Origin of the sequence: Bradyrhizobium sp. WSM1253 (genome assembly GCF_000244935.1) — a bacterium.
GTDB classification, from domain to species: domain Bacteria; phylum Pseudomonadota; class Alphaproteobacteria; order Rhizobiales; family Xanthobacteraceae; genus Bradyrhizobium; species Bradyrhizobium canariense.
Genome location: NZ_JH600073.1, coordinates 7,157,580 through 7,173,282 on the forward strand (window position 1 = coordinate 7,157,580; position 15,703 = coordinate 7,173,282).

At 63.6% G+C, this 15,703-nt stretch carries 13 protein-coding genes; 10 read left to right on the top strand and 3 right to left on the bottom strand.

What is annotated here, in order from left to right; genetic code table 11:
* Positions 1-21: 21 nt before the first annotated feature.
* The gene (locus tag BRA1253DRAFT_RS34555) at positions 22-306 is read right to left on the bottom strand and encodes a hypothetical protein (protein ID WP_007601969.1); all 285 of its coding nucleotides are present in this window, start codon (positions 304-306) and stop codon (positions 22-24) included.
* A gap of 524 nt (positions 307-830) precedes the next feature.
* Between BRA1253DRAFT_RS34555 and BRA1253DRAFT_RS34560 the strand changes: the two genes are divergently transcribed.
* The 6 genes from BRA1253DRAFT_RS34560 (at position 831) to BRA1253DRAFT_RS34585 (ending at position 6,722) form a co-directional block, all read left to right on the top strand.
* Positions 831-2,021 (top strand): ABC transporter substrate-binding protein, encoded by a 1,191-nt coding sequence (locus BRA1253DRAFT_RS34560; RefSeq protein ID WP_007601970.1) that lies wholly within the window; start codon positions 831-833, stop codon positions 2,019-2,021.
* 194 nt (positions 2,022-2,215) lie between these two features.
* On the top strand, positions 2,216-3,085 hold the full coding sequence (locus tag BRA1253DRAFT_RS34565; protein WP_007601971.1) for a branched-chain amino acid ABC transporter permease: 870 nt from the start codon (positions 2,216-2,218) through the stop codon (positions 3,083-3,085).
* A gap of 7 nt (positions 3,086-3,092) precedes the next feature.
* Positions 3,093-4,121, top strand: coding sequence for a branched-chain amino acid ABC transporter permease (locus BRA1253DRAFT_RS34570; RefSeq protein WP_007601972.1), 1,029 nt, complete (start codon positions 3,093-3,095; stop codon positions 4,119-4,121).
* Positions 4,118-4,873, top strand: a complete 756-nt coding sequence (locus BRA1253DRAFT_RS34575) for an ABC transporter ATP-binding protein (RefSeq protein WP_007601973.1) — start codon at positions 4,118-4,120, stop codon at positions 4,871-4,873. Before BRA1253DRAFT_RS34570 ends, BRA1253DRAFT_RS34575 begins: the two co-directional genes overlap by 4 nt.
* Entirely contained in the window at positions 4,866-5,582 is a 717-nt protein-coding gene (locus tag BRA1253DRAFT_RS34580; protein ID WP_007601974.1) for an ABC transporter ATP-binding protein, read from the top strand. Before BRA1253DRAFT_RS34575 ends, BRA1253DRAFT_RS34580 begins: the two co-directional genes overlap by 8 nt.
* A gap of 21 nt (positions 5,583-5,603) precedes the next feature.
* Positions 5,604-6,722 carry a cobalamin-independent methionine synthase II family protein gene (locus BRA1253DRAFT_RS34585; RefSeq protein ID WP_007601975.1) on the top strand — a complete coding sequence of 373 codons (1,119 nt, stop codon included), beginning with the start codon at positions 5,604-5,606 and terminating at the stop codon, positions 6,720-6,722.
* Between the two features lie 141 nt (positions 6,723-6,863).
* Here the strand turns inward: BRA1253DRAFT_RS34585 and BRA1253DRAFT_RS34590 are convergent, their stop codons facing one another.
* The gene (locus BRA1253DRAFT_RS34590; protein WP_007601976.1) at positions 6,864-8,582 is read right to left on the bottom strand and encodes a caspase family protein; all 1,719 of its coding nucleotides are present in this window, start codon (positions 8,580-8,582) and stop codon (positions 6,864-6,866) included.
* Between the two features lie 173 nt (positions 8,583-8,755).
* Here BRA1253DRAFT_RS34590 and BRA1253DRAFT_RS34595 point away from each other — a divergent pair, with 173 nt between their 5' ends.
* The 4 genes from BRA1253DRAFT_RS34595 to BRA1253DRAFT_RS34610 all read left to right on the top strand — a co-directional run bounded on the left by BRA1253DRAFT_RS34595 (position 8,756) and on the right by BRA1253DRAFT_RS34610 (position 14,614).
* On the top strand, positions 8,756-10,111 hold the full coding sequence (locus BRA1253DRAFT_RS34595) for a hypothetical protein (RefSeq protein WP_007601977.1): 1,356 nt from the start codon (positions 8,756-8,758) through the stop codon (positions 10,109-10,111).
* 61 nt (positions 10,112-10,172) lie between these two features.
* Positions 10,173-11,369 (top strand): methionine adenosyltransferase, encoded by a 1,197-nt coding sequence (gene metK / locus BRA1253DRAFT_RS34600; protein ID WP_007601978.1) that lies wholly within the window; start codon positions 10,173-10,175, stop codon positions 11,367-11,369.
* Between the two features lie 201 nt (positions 11,370-11,570).
* A complete protein-coding gene (gene ahcY / locus BRA1253DRAFT_RS34605) occupies positions 11,571-12,992 on the top strand; it encodes an adenosylhomocysteinase (RefSeq protein WP_007601979.1) in 1,422 nt (473 codons plus the stop codon).
* A gap of 161 nt (positions 12,993-13,153) precedes the next feature.
* Entirely contained in the window at positions 13,154-14,614 is a 1,461-nt protein-coding gene (locus BRA1253DRAFT_RS34610) for an NAD(P)/FAD-dependent oxidoreductase (RefSeq protein ID WP_007601980.1), read from the top strand.
* A gap of 192 nt (positions 14,615-14,806) precedes the next feature.
* Here BRA1253DRAFT_RS34610 and BRA1253DRAFT_RS34615 read toward each other — a convergent pair whose 3' ends face one another.
* Positions 14,807-15,517, bottom strand: coding sequence for an SDR family NAD(P)-dependent oxidoreductase (locus BRA1253DRAFT_RS34615; protein ID WP_007601981.1), 711 nt, complete (start codon positions 15,515-15,517; stop codon positions 14,807-14,809).
* Between the last annotated feature and the right edge of the window lie 186 nt (positions 15,518-15,703).

A 15,703-nucleotide genomic window follows, 5' to 3' on the forward strand; every position in this document is an offset into this window, starting at 1 on the left:
GCAGGCGGCGAGGGGCACGACTTAACGCACCGCGGTGCCGGACGCTGAGCCCGTTGCGCCCTTCTGCGCCTGCTCTTCCTTTTCGCGATCCGCTGCCGGCATCAGCCGCTTGCGCTCGCGTTCCTTCATGTAGGCATCGTATTGCGGCGTCCCCGCCCGCGGCGGGGCGTCCGCCGGCAAGCCGCCGGCCCATTGCGGGACGTAGTCGCCCATGTCGGACGAGAGCTTTTCGTTGACGGTGCCGCAGCCGGACAGGCCCGCGGAGAGCGCGAGGAGGATCAGGAGGGAACGGGAGGGTCTGGGCATTGTACGGACGCGAGGTCAGTCGTGTTGGACGCCAGGTCAGGCTGTCGCCGGGAGAGTAGCCTTCAACAGGTAAAATAGACTTATTCGAGGTGGGTAATTTGATACCGGAGTGTGCCGACCCAGGCCCTGCCGATGTTCAAATTCTGCAAACAAAAGACGAAATCCTCCATCCACCCGGCTGACAGCGTTTCTAGACTGCGGCAAGAGCTCGCGACAAAGCGCCTTGATCGGGAGATAGGGCTTTTTCGTTGACAGGTCCATTTTGTTTGTACAATCGTACAAATGATAAGCGATTGCAATCGCGATGCCGGGTTTACTCGGACGTCACCCGATATCGCTTCTGCCGTCGGCAATCGGAACGCTCGGCTTGCGCGGAATGGTCGCCAAACGTCCGATTGACAATAAGGGCGCGAAAGACGCCATGTGGCGCGCGACATCACGCGTGCGTGAGCTAAACTTTAAGGCAAGGATCGGGCACTCGGTCCAGCGCACAAGAGATCAGGAATGAAGGGGAGGGACATCTGATGTTCGAACGCAAACAACTGTCTCGTAGGACTGTTTGGGCTGCAGCAGCTGCCGCCATCGCGGGCCTTGCGGCCATCGCACCGGCCAAGGCCGAGGATAGCGTCAAGGTCGGTCTGATCCTGCCGATGACCGGCGGCCAGGCCTCCACCGGCAAGCAGATCGAGAACGCGATCAAGCTCTACATGCAGCAGAAGGGCGACACCGTCGCCGGTAAGAAAATCGAGATCATCCTCAAGGACGATGCTGCGATTCCCGACAAGACCAAGACCGCCGCGCAGGAGTTGATCGTCAACGACAAGGTCAATTTCATCGCCGGTTTCGGCGTGACGCCGGCCGCGCTCGCGGCGGCGCCGCTGGCCACGCAAGCCAAGATCCCGGAGATCGTGATGGCGGCCGGCACCTCGATCATCACCGAGCGCTCGCCCTATATCGTGCGCACCAGCTTCACGCTGGCGCAGTCCTCCACCATCATCGCCGACTGGGCGGTGAAAAACGGCATCAAGAAGGTGGCGACCCTGACTTCGGACTACGCGCCGGGCAATGACGCGCTCAACTTCTTCAAGCAGAACTTCACCGCCGGTGGCGGCGAGGTGGTCGAAGAGGTGAAGACGCCGCTCGCCAATCCCGATTTCGCACCGTTCCTCCAACGCATGAAGGACGCCAAGCCTGACGCGATCTTCGTGTTCGTGCCGGCCGGCCAAGGCGGTAACTTCATGAAGCAGTATGCCGAACGCGGGCTCGACAAGGCCGGCATCAAGGTGATCGGACCGGGCGATGTGACCGACGACGACCTCCTCAACAACATGGGCGACGCCGTGCTGGGCACGGTCACCGCGCACCTCTATTCGGCGGCACATCCCTCGCAGATGAACAAGGATTTCGTCGCGGCCTACAAGAAGGCCTACGGAAACCGGCCGGGCTTCATGGCGGTGGGCGGCTATGACGGCATTCACCTGATCTACGAAGCGCTGAAGAAGACCAATGGCGACACCGACGGCACCAAGCTGGTCGAAGCCATGAAGGGCCAGAAATGGGAGAGCCCGCGCGGCCCGATCTCGATCGACCCCGAGACCCGCGACATCGTGCAGAACATCTACATCCGGAAGGTCGAGAAGGTCGACGGCGAGCTTTACAACGTCGAGTTCGCGACCTTCGAGGCCGTCAAGGATCTCGGCAAGACCAAGAAGTGACGCGCGAAAGCGCGTCATCCCGGAACTCTCACCTGTCCCGCTTGCGGGAGAGGTCGGCGCAAAGCGCCGGGTGAGGGTTCTCTCCTCTGGGGGAGTCTTCGTTGTTGAGGCACCCTCTCCCCAACCCTCTCCCGCAAGCGGGAGAGGGAGCGCAGCACACCCCTGGCTACACCTGAGATAACTTCCGGCCTTCAATGACCTCAATCCTCACCAACCTGTTCGATGGCGTTGCCTACGGCATGCTGCTGTTCGTGCTGGCTTGCGGGCTCGCGGTCACGCTCGGCTTGATGAACTTCGTCAACCTCGCCCATGGCGCCTTCGCCATGGCCGGCGGCTATGTCTGCATGGTGCTGGTCAACCGGATGGGCTGGCCATTCTTCGCGGCATTGCCGCTCGCCTTCGTCTCCTCCGCTGCGATCGGCATCGTGCTCGAGCGCACGCTGTACCGACACCTCTATGCGCGCAGCCATCTCGACCAGGTGCTGTTCACGATCGGCCTCACTTTCATGTCGGTCGCGGCCGTCGATTACATCCAGGGTTCGTCGCGGGTCTTCATCAACCTGCCGGCGGCGCTCCAGGGTCAGTTCGACCTGTTCGGCGTTGGCATCGGCCGCTACCGGCTGATGATCATCGTGATCTGCGGGCTGCTCACCATCGGTCTCCAGATGGTGCTGGCCAAGACGCGGTTCGGCAGCCGCCTGCGCGCTGCGGTCGACGATCCCCGCGCCGCGAGCGGCCTCGGAATCAACGTGCCGCAGGTGTTCGCCTTCACATTCGCTTTTGGCTGCGGCCTGGCCGGCCTCGGTGGCGCGCTGAGCGCCGAGATCCTCGGCCTCGACCCGTACTTTCCGCTGAAGTTCATGATCTACTTCCTGATCGTGGTCACCGTCGGCGGCTCGTCCTCGATCACCGGCCCGTTCCTGGCCTCGCTGCTGCTCGGCATCGGCGACGTCGCCGGCAAATATTACGTCCCGAAGATGGGACCTTTCGTGATCTACACCATGATGATCGTGATCCTGATCTGGCGCCCGAACGGTCTGTTCGGCCGCACGGCTGCGCGTTGAGTCGCCGATGAGCGCCTCCTCCGACGTCGGCTATCACGCCCAGCGCCAGGCACGCTGGCACTATGGCGAGGCCGCTTTCTGGCTGATCGTGCTGGCCTGCGGCTTCGTATTTCCCACGCGCTACCTGATCATGACGGACATCCTGCGGCTCGCGCTGTTTGCGATGTCGCTCGATCTGATCCTCGGCTACGCCGGCATCGTCTCGCTCGGCCATGCCGCCTTCTTCGGCGTCGGCGCTTACGCGGCGGGGCTTCTCGCGCTGCACGGGATCATCAACGAGCCCGTCCTTGCGCTTGTTGTCGCCGGCCTTGTCGCGATGGTGCTCGGCTTCGCCACCAGCTTCCTGGTGATCCGTGGCGTCGATCTCACGCGGCTGATGGTGACGCTCGGCATCGCGTTGCTGCTTGAGGCATTGGCCGAACGCTTCTCCAACATCACCGGTGGCACCGACGGCCTGCAGGGTATCGAGATGCAGCCGATCTTCGGCGAGATCCCGTTCGACATGTTCGGCAAGACCGGGTTCTTCTATTCGCTCGCCGTTCTGTTCTTGTTGTTCCTGTTCGCCCGCCGCGTCGCGCACTCGCCGTTCGGGCTGTCATTGCGCGCGATCAAGAACAATCCGCTGCGCGCGGCCGCCATCGGCATACCCGTCAACCGCCGCCTGATTGCGATCTACACGCTCGCGGCGTTCTATGCCGGCATCGCAGGCGCGCTGTTCACCCAGACCACCGCGATCGCCTCTCTCGATGTGTTCGCCTTCGAGCGCTCGGCGGACCTGATGCTGGTGCTCGTCATCGGCGGCACCGGCTATCTCTATGGCGGGCTGATCGGCGCAGTGCTGTTTCGCATGCTCCAGGAATTGTTCTCGACCATCACCCCGCAATACTGGCAGTTCTGGATCGGCCTCGTGCTGGTCGCGATCGTCCTGATCGGACGGCAGCGCCTGCATCGCTGGATGCTGTATGTGCCCAATCTGGTCATCAGGCAGATAGCCGGGCGCAAGGCCGTCGTCGCCGCGCCGGAGAGCGACGCATGACTATCGCGCTCGAAACGCAGAATCTCGAAAAGCAGTTCGGCGGTCTGCGCGTCACCCGCGATCTGTCCTTGAAAATCGAGCAGGGCGCCCGCCACGCGCTGATCGGCCCGAACGGCGCCGGCAAGACCACGGTCATCAACCAGCTCACCGGCGTGCTCAAGCCGAACTCGGGCCGCATCCTGCTCGAAGGGCAGGACATCACGGATCTGCCCGTGCACAAGCGCGTGTTGCGCGGCTTATCGCGTACCTTCCAAATCAACCAGCTCTATCCCGACCTGACCCCGCTCGAGACCATCGGTCTCGCTGTCTCTGAGCGCCTAGGCCATGGCGGCGACTGGTGGCGGCGGATGGGCACGCGCAGGGACGTCAACGGCGAGATCGCCGACCTCCTGACGCGTTTCCACCTGCTCGACGTCATGAACGAGCAGACCGTGACGCTGCCTTATGGCAAGCAGCGCCTGCTCGAGATCGCGGTCGCGATCGCCGCCAAGCCGCGCGTGCTGCTGCTGGACGAGCCCGCCGCCGGCGTGCCCGAGAGCGAGCGCCACGACATCCTCGCCGTCGTCGGCAGCCTGCCGCGCGATGTGACCGTGCTACTGATCGAGCACGACATGGACCTCGTGTTCTCTTTCGCCGACCGCATCTCTGTCCTGGTCTCCGGCGCGCTGCTCACCGAAGGCCCGCCCGAGCAGGTCGCGCGCGACCCGCAAGTGAAGGCGGTCTATCTCGGCGAGGAGGCGGTCAATGTCTGACCTGCTCGCGATCGACTCGCTTCGCGCCGGTTACGGCGAGGCCGTGGTGCTGCCGAACATGTCCCTGCGTCTCGCCGAAGGCCAGGTGCTGGCGCTGTTGGGGCGCAACGGCACCGGCAAGACCACGCTGATCAACTCGATCGTCGGCGTCACCCGTCGCTTCTCCGGCACTGTCGGGCTGGCCGGCACCGACGTCACGACCTTGCGGCCGGACCAGCGGGCGCGCGCCGGGATCGGCTGGGTGCCGCAGGAGCGCAACATCTTCCGCTCGCTCACGGTGGAGGAGAACATGTCCGCAGTGGCCCAGCCCGGCCCCTGGACCGTCGAGAGGGTCTACGAGATGTTCCCGCGGCTGAAGGAGCGGCGGAGCAATTTTGGCAACCAGCTCTCCGGCGGCGAGCAGCAGATGCTGGCGATCGGTCGCGCGCTGACCCTCAATCCGAAAGTGCTTCTCCTGGACGAGCCGACCGAGGGCCTTGCCCCCATCATCGTCGAGGAGCTCTTGAGAGCGATCGGGACCATCACGCGGGCGGGCGGCATCTGCTCGATCATCGTTGAGCAGAATGCCCAAAAGATTCTGGGGCTGGCCGACCGTGTTGTGATATTGGAGCGCGGAACGATCGTCCACGACGCCCCGAGCGCCGCGCTGAAGGCCGACCCGTCGGTCCTCGAGCGCCACCTCGGCGTCGCAGGGGCGGCGGCCCACTAAAAAATTCACGGGAGTTTAAGAATGCAGCGAACCAAAGCCCCCTTCCGCGCCGACGAGGTCGGCAGCCTCCTGCGCCCCGCCAAGATCAAGGAAGCCCGCGCCAGGCTGGAGAAGGGCGAGATCTCGGCCGACGACCTGCGCAAGATCGAGGACATGGAGATCGAGAAGGTCGTGCATAAGCAGGCTTCGCTTGGCCTGAAGCTCGCAACCGACGGCGAATTCCGCCGCTCCTGGTGGCATTTCGACTTCCTGGCAAAGCTCACCGGCTGCGAAATGTTCCACCCCGACACAGGCATCCAGTTCGCGGGCGTCGAGACGCGGCATGACGCGGTGCGCGTGATCGGCAAGCTCGATTTTCCCGACGGCCATCCGATGCTGGATCACTTCCGCTTCCTGAAGAAGGTCGCCGACCAGGCTCACGTCACCGCCAAGATGACGATCCCGTCGCCGGCGGTGCTGCACTTCCGCGGTGGCCGCAAGGCGATCTCCAAAGACGTCTATCCCGATCTCGACGCGTTCTACGAGGACCTCGGCAAGACCTACCGCAAGGCCGTGAAGGCGTTCTACGACGCCGGCTGCCGCTATCTCCAGTTCGACGACACCGTGTGGGCCTATCTCTGCTCGCCGGACGAATTGCAGAAGGCGCGCGAGCGGGGCGACAATCCCGAGGGTCTCCAGCAGATCTATGCGCGCGTCATCAACTACGCGTTGGCCGAGAAGCCCGCCGACATGGTGGTGACGACGCATGTCTGCCGCGGCAATTTCCGTTCGACCTGGATTTCGTCAGGCGGTTACGAGCCGGTTGCCGAGACCATGCTCGCCGGCACCAATTACGACGGCTATTTCCTCGAATACGACAGCGACCGTGCCGGTGGCTTCGAGCCGCTGCGCTTCCTGCCCAAGGGCAACAAGGTCGTCGTGGTCGGCGTCATCACCTCGAAGTTCGGTGAGCTCGAGAATAAGGACGCCATCAAGCGTCGTCTCGAAGAAGCTGCCAAGTTCGCCCCACTGGAGCAGCTCGCACTCTCCCCGCAGTGCGGTTTTGCCTCGACGGAGGAGGGCAACGTCCTCTCCGAAGAGGAGCAGTGGGCCAAGCTCAGCCTCGCCGTGGAGATCGCGAAGGAAGTGTGGGGCCAATAAGGCCCCACTCGCTCGCTGTCATTCCCCGCGCAGGCGGGGAATCCAGTACGCCGCGGCTTCTCGGAGAATCGCTGACTTCTCGGCGTACTGGATCGCCCGGTCAAGCCGGGCGATGACAGCTGAGGGTGAGGCACACGCCCTTCATTTCTCCGCCAGATAAACCTCGCCCAGTAGCGACGAGTTCGACCACGGCACCTGCTTGTTCTTCGTGGTCGAGACCACCTCGGCCCGCACCCGCGTCAGCATTTGCTGCACTTCCAGGCCGGGCGTGCCGAGATGGCGAGAGAGCGCGGCGGAGAACGGCGAGTTGGCGCCTTCGCCGTCGAGCGCGACCTGGCCCGGCGCAGTGGCGAAGGCGATCAGCGTGCCGGCGCCGAGCGTCGCGCCGGCGCCCAGGCTCGTTGGCGCTGCGAGGCCCGAGGCAGCTTCGATGGCGCGGTTGGTGCCGGCTGATGCGACCTGCTGTGCCATCGGATTATTGCGGCAGGCATCGAAGATCAAAATGTTGGTGCGGACCTGGTCGTCGAGGCCGGCCATGATCGTGTCCATGTCGATCATCGCGTCCGTCATCCTCGCGCCCGGCTTGAGTTCGACGTCGACCGGAATGAGATAGTTGCGGCCGTCGACCTGCACGCCGTGGCCAGCATAGTAGACCACCACGACCTGCGCCCGCGCCGCCTCCCGCAAGAAGTCACGCGTCATCTTCTGCATCGCCGAGCGGTCGAGGTCGACGCCTTCTGATACAGTGAAGCCGATATCGCGCAGGCTCTTCGCAACGGCGCGCGCGTCATTGGGCGGATTGGGCAGCGCCTTGACATGCGCATAGGCGCCGTTGCCGATGATCAGCGCCATGCGCGTGCCGCGCGCGGCCGGAGCAGGCGAGGGAGGCGCCGCGGCACCCGTCTGCTGGGGAGCCGGCGCCTTTGCCGGCTGCGTCGTCGGTGACGGCGCATCGCGCGGGATCGGTGCGCTTGCGTCGGTGATCAGCGACAGCCGCACCTTTGCGGTGGCTTGATTGGCCTTGCTGCCGGCATCGGACGCCGCGATCGCCAGAGTGGCCTTGTAGTCGTCGCTCGCGTGCGCGTAATCGCCTTTCGTCTCATAGGCCAGCGCGCGATGGGTGTAGCCCGAGATCAGCACGCTGTTCGGCGGCGTCATGATGTTGACGGGCGGCTTCTCCTTCGCGAGCCGAATCGCTTCGCTGCCGTCGGCAATCGCGCGATTGTAATCGCCTCTGACACGCCAGATCGCGGTCCGGTTGATCAGCGGCTGCGGCAACGTCGGGTCGAGCCGGATCGCCTGGTTGATGTCGGCCAGCGCGCCGTCGAGGTCGCCGAGCGCCTCCTTGGAGATGCCGCGGTTCTGGTACGAGAATGCCGATTTCGGATCGGCTTTGATCGACATATCGTAATCGGCAATGGCCTTGGCGTAATCGCCCTTGCCGCGCCAGGCATTGCCGCGATTATGGAAGATGGTACCATCAGGCGGGCCCAGGTTCAGCGCATCGTCGAAATCGGCGATCGCGATCTCGTACTCGCCTCTGTCATAGTAGGCCGATCCCCTGAGATTATAGACTGCCTGGCTCGGCTGGAGCCGGATCGCTTCCGTGGCGTCGGCGATGACCTTTAGGTATTCGCCCTTCTTGTTCCAGCCCACCGCGCGCCAGAAGTAGACCGTTGCGAGCTGCTCGCCCTTGAACACCTTCAGCGCAATGATCTTGCTGCAGGCATCGATCATCTGGTCCGCCGGCTTGGTGTCGGTGGTGCAGAGCGGCCCAAGCTGGCTGCGCGCCTGCGCAAAAGCGGGCGCCGACCACAGGGTTGCGGCGAGCAGGCAGAGCGCGACGAGCAGGCGACGCATTGGCGGTGGTCCCGTTGAGGAGAGGCGTCTGTTGGTTGCCCGGCAGGGGAAGGTGGTTCACGGCCTCGCTGTTGTGCACATGGCAAACGGGGGCGGCTCTATCCCTATTCCCTCAGTGGGCAGATTTTGCTACGAGGCATTACCCAACCCTTCTGCCCACCGCGTCCCACTCCATGAAGAATGACGAAATCCTGAGCCAAATCACCGAGTTCTGCCGTAAGGCGGACATGGCGGAGTCGACGTTCGGACGGCGCGCGGTGAACGATGGGAAGCTCGTGCACCGCCTGCGCGAGGGCAAGCGCATCACGATCGACACCCTGGACCGAATCCAGGCCTACATGGCCGCATCGATGGCCGGCGGCGTGCCGCCGCCGCGGGGACTTCAGGTGCCCCCGGAAAAGCGCGATCCGCGCGGCAATTTCCGCTTTTTCGAGAACCGCCAGAAATACCTGCTGTTCGTGCACACTTGCAGTGAGAAGCGGGTGGTCGCCGAGCGCGTGGCGCTGGAGCTTGCCAGCATCCATCCCCGGCCCCCGGCGCTGCGCGTGTTCGATGCCGGTGTTGGCGACGGCACGGTACTGGCGCGCGTGCTGCGCTCGATGCATCAGCGCTTTCCACACATGCCGTTCTATGTCGCCGGCAAGGAGCTCAGTCTCGAGGACCTCCGCCTGACGCTGGACAAGGTGCCGGATCGCATTTTCGAGCATCCGGCCTCGGTGTTCGTTTTTACCAACATGCTTTATGCGGAGGCGCCTTGGCTCACGCCTTCATCGCCCGCGGCGGCAGCCGCGACAGTCTGGCATGAAGTTCCCCTGCGGGGTGCTTCCTCGGGCGAGTTCGAGACGCAAATCGCGGAGTTGAAGCCGTTTTTGGAGCAGAACTGGCGCGCAGCGGTCAGCCCGCGCACGGGAATGCCGCTCTATGAGCGGCCTGTCGTGCTGGTGCTCTACCGTGAAGACCAGCGGTTTCTGCTCGATTCGACCATTCCGCGGCCGGGCCAGGCCGAGGCCAATTTCGATCTCGTTATTGCATCCCAGCCATACCGCGCGCTGTCCTCGGTCAATTTTCGGGCAAAACGGATCATTGCGCCCCTGGCCCGGGCCTTGCGGGCGGGCGGCCGCCTGATCGGAATTCACTCCCATGGCCAGGATCCGGGCATGGAGATGATCCAGGCGATCTGGCCCGGAGAAAACCCTTTCTCGGTGAGCCGTCATGAGCTATTGCGCGCGGTGAAGTATGAGCTCGGCTCGGTGGGCCGCGACTTAAATTTTAATGCTTACGCAGATAACCGCTCGATCTTCAGGTATGATATGGAAGCGCTGCCCAACGAGGTGACGGGCACTATCGGAACCTCGACGGCCTTTGCAGCCTGGAATGCGGCGGTGTATGTCGCTCAGATTGAGGACGACCGGTTGACGGAAATGACTCAAAACGGCCGCACTCTGGATGCCGCCAGGGACGTGCTGCGAAAGTACAATGGGCTCTGGTTTCTCGACGAATCCTACGTCATCTCGCGCCGGCGTGATTGACATCATTGAAAGCTAAACATCGCAAACGCCCGCCAGCTAGCGGCGGAACAAGGGGTTACTGATGCGCGCGTCCTATCTCTTCACCAGCGAGTCCGTGTCCGAAGGCCATCCGGACAAGGTGTGCGACCGGATCTCCGACGAGATCGTCGATCTGTTCTACCGCGAAGGACCGAAAGCCGGCATCGATCCCTGGCAAATTCGTGCCGCCTGCGAAACGCTCGCGACCACCAACAAGGTCGTGATCGCCGGTGAGACCCGCGGTCCCGCATCCGTCACCAACGAGCAGATCGAAGGCGTCGTGCGCGCCGCGATCAAGGACATCGGCTACGAGCAGGAAGGTTTCCACTGGCAGAAGGCGGACATCGAGATCCTGCTGCATCCGCAGTCCGCCGACATCGCGCAGGGCGTCGATGCGCTGCAGCCGGGCGAAGTCAAGGAAGAGGGCGCGGGCGACCAGGGCATCATGTTCGGCTACGCCACCAACGAGACGCCGGATCTGATGCCGGCGCCGATCTTCTACGCCCACAAGATTCTGCGCCTCATCTCGGAAGCGCGTCACTCCGGCCGCGAGAAGGTGCTGGGCCCGGACTCCAAGAGCCAGGTCACCGTGCAGTACGAGAACGGCAAGCCGGTCGGCGTGCGCGAGATCGTGGTCTCGCATCAGCATCTGGTCGAGGACATCTCGTCCAAGCAAATTCGCGACATCGTCGAGCCCTACGTGCGCGAGGCGCTGCCGAAGGAATGGATCACTGCGAAGACCATCTGGCACATCAACCCGACCGGCAAGTTCTACATCGGCGGTCCCGACGGCGATTCCGGCCTGACTGGCCGCAAGATTATCGTCGACACCTATGGTGGCGCGGCCCCGCACGGCGGCGGCGCGTTCTCCGGCAAGGATCCCACCAAGGTCGACCGCTCCGCGGCTTACGCTGCTCGCTACGTCGCCAAGAACATCGTCGCGGCCGGTCTTGCGGATCGCTGCACGCTGCAGCTCGCCTACGCCATCGGCGTGGCGCGTCCGCTGTCGATCTACATCGACACCCACGGCACCGGTAAGGTGTCGGAGGAACAGCTCGAGAAGGCCGCCGCCAAGGCGATGGATCTCACCCCGCGGGGCATCCGCAGCCATCTCGATCTCAACCGCCCGATCTACGCGCGCACCTCCGCCTACGGTCATTTCGGCCGTACCCCCGACAACGAGGGCGGCTTCTCCTGGGAGAAGACCGATCTCGTCGAAGCGCTCAAGCGCGCAGTCTAAACGCTCTTACCTCGCCCTGCTTGCGGGGAGAGGTCGCCGCGAAGCGGCGGGTGAGGGGGACTCTCCACTGGCTCAGTGCGCGGATGGAGCCCCTCACCCCAGCCCTTTCCCCGCAAGAACGGGGAGAGGGAGAAGACTGTGCCGCAAGGCGCTTCGTTTGCTTCGTTACTGACACGCCAGACCCACCACTAGGAAACAGACATGAACGCGAAGCCCGGCTTCACCGATTACATCGTCAAGGACATTTCGCTCGCCGATTTCGGCCGCAAGGAGCTCTCGCTCGCCGAGACCGAGATGCCCGGCCTGATGGCCACCCGCGAAGAATATGGCCCGAAGCAGCCGCTGAAGGGCGCACGCATCGCCGGCTCGCTGCACATGACGATCCAGACCGGCGTGCTGATCGAGACGCTGGCAGCGCTCGGCGCCGACATCCGCTGGGTCTCCTGCAACATCTATTCGACGCAGGACCACGCCGCGGCGGCGATCGCAGCCGCCGGCATTCCTGTGTTCGCCGTCAAGGGCGAGAGCCTTACCGAATACTGGGACTACACCGCCAAGCTGTTCGACTGGCACGGCGGCGGTCACCCGAACATGATCCTCGACGACGGCGGCGACGCCACCATGTACGTCCATCTCGGCCTGCGCGCCGAGAACGGCGACACCAAGTTCCTGGACAAGCCGGGTTCGGAAGAAGAGGAAGTCTTCTTCGCGCTTCTGAAGAAGCAGCTTAAGGAGAAGCCGAAGGGCTACTTCGCCGAGATCGCCAAGAGCATCAAGGGCGTTTCCGAAGAAACCACCACGGGCGTGCATCGTCTCTATGACATGCAGAAGGCCGGCACGCTGCTGTGGCCGGCCATCAACGTCAACGACAGCGTCACCAAGTCGAAGTTCGACAACCTCTACGGCTGCCGTGAATCGCTGGTCGACGGCATTCGCCGCGGCACCGACGTGATGATGTCCGGCAAGGTTGCGATGGTCGCGGGCTTCGGCGACGTCGGCAAGGGTTCGGCCGCCTCGCTGCGCCAGGCCGGCTGCCGCGTCATGGTCTCCGAAGTTGATCCGATCTGCGCGCTGCAGGCGGCGATGGAAGGCTATGAAGTCGTGACCATGGAAGACGCCGCGCCCCGCGCTGACATCTTCGTCACCGCGACCGGCAACAAGGACATCATCACGATCGAGCACATGCGCGCGATGAAGGATCGCGCCATCGTCTGCAACATCGGTCACTTCGACAACGAGATCCAGATCGCGGGTCTGCGTAACCTGAAGTGGACCAACATTAAGCCGCAGGTCGACGAGATCGAATTCCCCGACAAGCATCGCATCATCATGCTGTCGGAAGGCCGCCTCGTGAACCTCGGCAACGCGATGGGCCATCCGTCATTCGTGATGTCGGCCTCCTTCACCAACCAGACGCTGGCGCAGATCGAGCTTTTCGCCAACAACAAGGACGGCAAGTACAAGAAGGAAGTCTACGTGCTGCCGAAGTCGCTGGACGAGAAGGTGGCCCGGCTGCATCTCGCCAAGATCGGCGTCAAGCTGACCGAACTGCGCAAGGACCAGGCCGACTACATCGGCGTCAAGCAGGAAGGCCCGTACAAGTCGGACCATTACCGGTACTGATCGGCTGATCGCATCTACAATTGACGCAAAGCCCCGGAGCGATCCGGGGCTTTGTTGTTTTGAGCGCGACGCACGTGTCTCCTCGCGGTTGTGTCAGGGGGCGATTGCCGGTTGACGAGGGATCGTCCCGGTCAGACAATCGTTGACGGCGGAGGAAACAAATGTCGCAAGAACATTTCGACGTGCTGATCGTCGGTGCCGGCCTGTCCGGCGTCGGCGCGGGCTATCATCTTCAGACCAAATGCCCGGGCAAGAGCTACGTCATTCTCGAGGGGCGCGACTGCATCGGCGGCACCTGGGATCTGTTTCGCTATCCCGGCGTCCGCTCCGACAGCGACATGTTCACGCTCGGCTATTCCTTCAAGCCCTGGACCGATCCGAAGGCGATCGCCGACGGCGCGCAGATTCTCAATTATGTGCGCGAAACCGCTGCCGAGAACGGTATCGAGAAGCACATCCGCTTCCGCCATCGCGTCAAGCGTGCAGCGTGGTCGACGCCGGACGCACGTTGGACCATTGAGGCCGAGAGCATCACCGGCGAGGGCATGGCAGAAACCGTGCGCTTCACCTGCAATTTCCTGTTCATGTGCTCGGGCTATTACAAGTACGAGGCAGGCTACACGCCGGAGTTTCCGGGCGTCGCGGATTTCGCCGGCCGCGTCGTGCATCCGCAGAAATGGACCGACGACATCGATTGCGCCGGCAAGCGCGTCGTCGTGATCGGCTCGGGCGCGACCGCGGTGACGCTGGTGCCGGAGCTCGCCAAGACGGCCGCGCAGGTCACCATGCTGCAGCGCTCGCCGACTTACGTGGTGTCGCGCCCGGCGCAGGATCCCGTCGCCAACAAATTGCGGCGAAATCTGCCGACGCGACTTGCCTATCACCTGATCCGCTGGCGCAACGTGATGTGGGGGATGTTCTTCTTTCAGCTCAGTCGGCGCCGCCCTGCGAAGGTCAAGGAGCTGGTTCTCAAGGGCGTGCAGATGGCGCTCGGCCCCGACTACGATGTCGCGACCCATTTCACGCCGCGCTACAATCCCTGGGACCAGCGGCTCTGCCTTGTGCCGGATGGCGATCTGTTCAGGGCGATCCGCGAGCAGCGCGCCTCGGTGGTCACCAAAGAGATCGACACGTTCACGCACGACGGTATCCGCCTGAAGGACGGCAGCGAGCTTGCGGCGGACATCATCGTGACCGCGACGGGACTGGTGCTCCAGGTCGTCGGCGGGCTTGAGGTTAGCGTCGACGGCCGCATCGTCGATTTCGCCAATACGCTGACCTACAAAGGCATGATGTATGCCGACGTGCCCAACATGGCTTCTGCGTTCGGCTACACCAACGCATCATGGACGCTGAAATGCGACCTCACCTGCGAGTATGTCTGTCGGCTCATCAACTACATGGGCCGGCACAATTTCCGGCAGTGCATGCCGCATAATGACGATCCTACTATTACCGCGCAGCCGTCGCTCGATTTCACCTCGGGCTATGTTCAGCGCTCGGTCGCAAAGATGCCGAAGCAGGGCTCGAAGCAACCGTGGCGGCTCTACCAGAATTACGCGCTCGACATCGTCTCCTTGCGGTTCGGCCGGATCGACGACGGCGTGATGCGTTACTCCTGATCACAACGACCTCGGCATTCGATGCCTTGCGCGTGGTAAGCGGCAGCGCAAGATCAATCGCGAGTGCGAGCACGACGGCGCCTGTGAAGAAATGCCCGATGTCGAACCCGACCGCTGACGCGGTCGGGGTGGACTTGCTGCTTGGCGTCTGCGTCCGTCATGTCGTCCTCGTGCGCGCGAAGGCGCTAGCGTTCAGTGGCCGGCGCTCTGGCCGCCGTCGACATGCAGGATCTCGCCGGTGACGAAGGAGGCGCCCTCGAGATAGAGCACCGCATCGACGATGTCGGACATCTCGCCCATATGGCCGACGGGATGCAGCGCATCGAGCTGGGCGTGCGTCGCAAAGGGGTGCATCGGCGACTTGATGATGCCGGGCGACACCGCGTTCACGCGGATACCGCGCCTGGCGTATTCGATCGCGAGCGACTTGGTCGCGGCGCTCAACCCGCCCTTGCTCAGCGAGGCCAGCACCGAGGGCACGTTCGAATTGGCCTGGTCGACCAGCGTGGTCGTGATCTGGACGACATGGCCCGACCCCTGCTTCTCCATCTCGGCGATGGCGAGCTGCGTGACGTGGAAGAAGCCTGCGACGTTGGTGCCCATCACCGCCGCATAGTCCTCCGCCGTGTACTGCGTGAACGGCTTTGCGACGAAAATGCCGGCGTTGTTGACCAGCGTGTCGACACGGCCGAAGCGGGAGATGGCTTGGGAGACCACGCGCTCGGCCGTAGCCCTCTCGGAGATGTCGCCGGGAACAGCGAGGACATCGTCATCGCCCGACGGCTTGATGGAGCGCGCCGTCGCGACGACACGATAGTTGCGATCGCGAAAACCCTGGACAATGGCGGCACCGATGCCCTGCGAAGCACCGGTGATGATGGCAACCTTCTGTTCGATACCCATGACGGGCTCCTGTTGTTGGCGTTCATAATCTGCGCCAGCCGCGGCTGGCTTAGCGATTGAAGTACGCCGCAGCGGGCCGGCTGCGAATATGCGCTGTCCGGCAGACACTCTTTCGCGGCGCGAACGAATGCCGGACCGGCGCCCGGCGGTGGTTGTCGCAGCGGGAGCGAACGCCTAGCTTGGAGT

Excerpts from the sequence above, each read along its gene's own strand:
- BRA1253DRAFT_RS34555 (WP_007601969.1), bottom strand. The coding sequence starts at position 306 with ATGCCCAGACCCTCCCGTTCCCTCCTGATCCTCCTCGCGCTCTCCGCG.
- BRA1253DRAFT_RS34560 (WP_007601970.1), top strand. The coding sequence starts at position 831 with ATGTTCGAACGCAAACAACTGTCTCGTAGGACTGTTTGGGCTGCAGCA.
- BRA1253DRAFT_RS34565 (WP_007601971.1), top strand. The coding sequence starts at position 2,216 with ATGACCTCAATCCTCACCAACCTGTTCGATGGCGTTGCCTACGGCATG.
- BRA1253DRAFT_RS34570 (WP_007601972.1), top strand. The coding sequence starts at position 3,093 with ATGAGCGCCTCCTCCGACGTCGGCTATCACGCCCAGCGCCAGGCACGC.
- BRA1253DRAFT_RS34575 (WP_007601973.1), top strand. The coding sequence starts at position 4,118 with ATGACTATCGCGCTCGAAACGCAGAATCTCGAAAAGCAGTTCGGCGGT.
- BRA1253DRAFT_RS34580 (WP_007601974.1), top strand. The coding sequence starts at position 4,866 with ATGTCTGACCTGCTCGCGATCGACTCGCTTCGCGCCGGTTACGGCGAG.
- BRA1253DRAFT_RS34585 (WP_007601975.1), top strand. The coding sequence starts at position 5,604 with ATGCAGCGAACCAAAGCCCCCTTCCGCGCCGACGAGGTCGGCAGCCTC.
- BRA1253DRAFT_RS34590 (WP_007601976.1), bottom strand. The coding sequence starts at position 8,582 with ATGCGTCGCCTGCTCGTCGCGCTCTGCCTGCTCGCCGCAACCCTGTGG.
- BRA1253DRAFT_RS34595 (WP_007601977.1), top strand. The coding sequence starts at position 8,756 with ATGAAGAATGACGAAATCCTGAGCCAAATCACCGAGTTCTGCCGTAAG.
- metK (WP_007601978.1), top strand. The coding sequence starts at position 10,173 with ATGCGCGCGTCCTATCTCTTCACCAGCGAGTCCGTGTCCGAAGGCCAT.
- ahcY (WP_007601979.1), top strand. The coding sequence starts at position 11,571 with ATGAACGCGAAGCCCGGCTTCACCGATTACATCGTCAAGGACATTTCG.
- BRA1253DRAFT_RS34610 (WP_007601980.1), top strand. The coding sequence starts at position 13,154 with ATGTCGCAAGAACATTTCGACGTGCTGATCGTCGGTGCCGGCCTGTCC.
- BRA1253DRAFT_RS34615 (WP_007601981.1), bottom strand. The coding sequence starts at position 15,517 with ATGGGTATCGAACAGAAGGTTGCCATCATCACCGGTGCTTCGCAGGGC.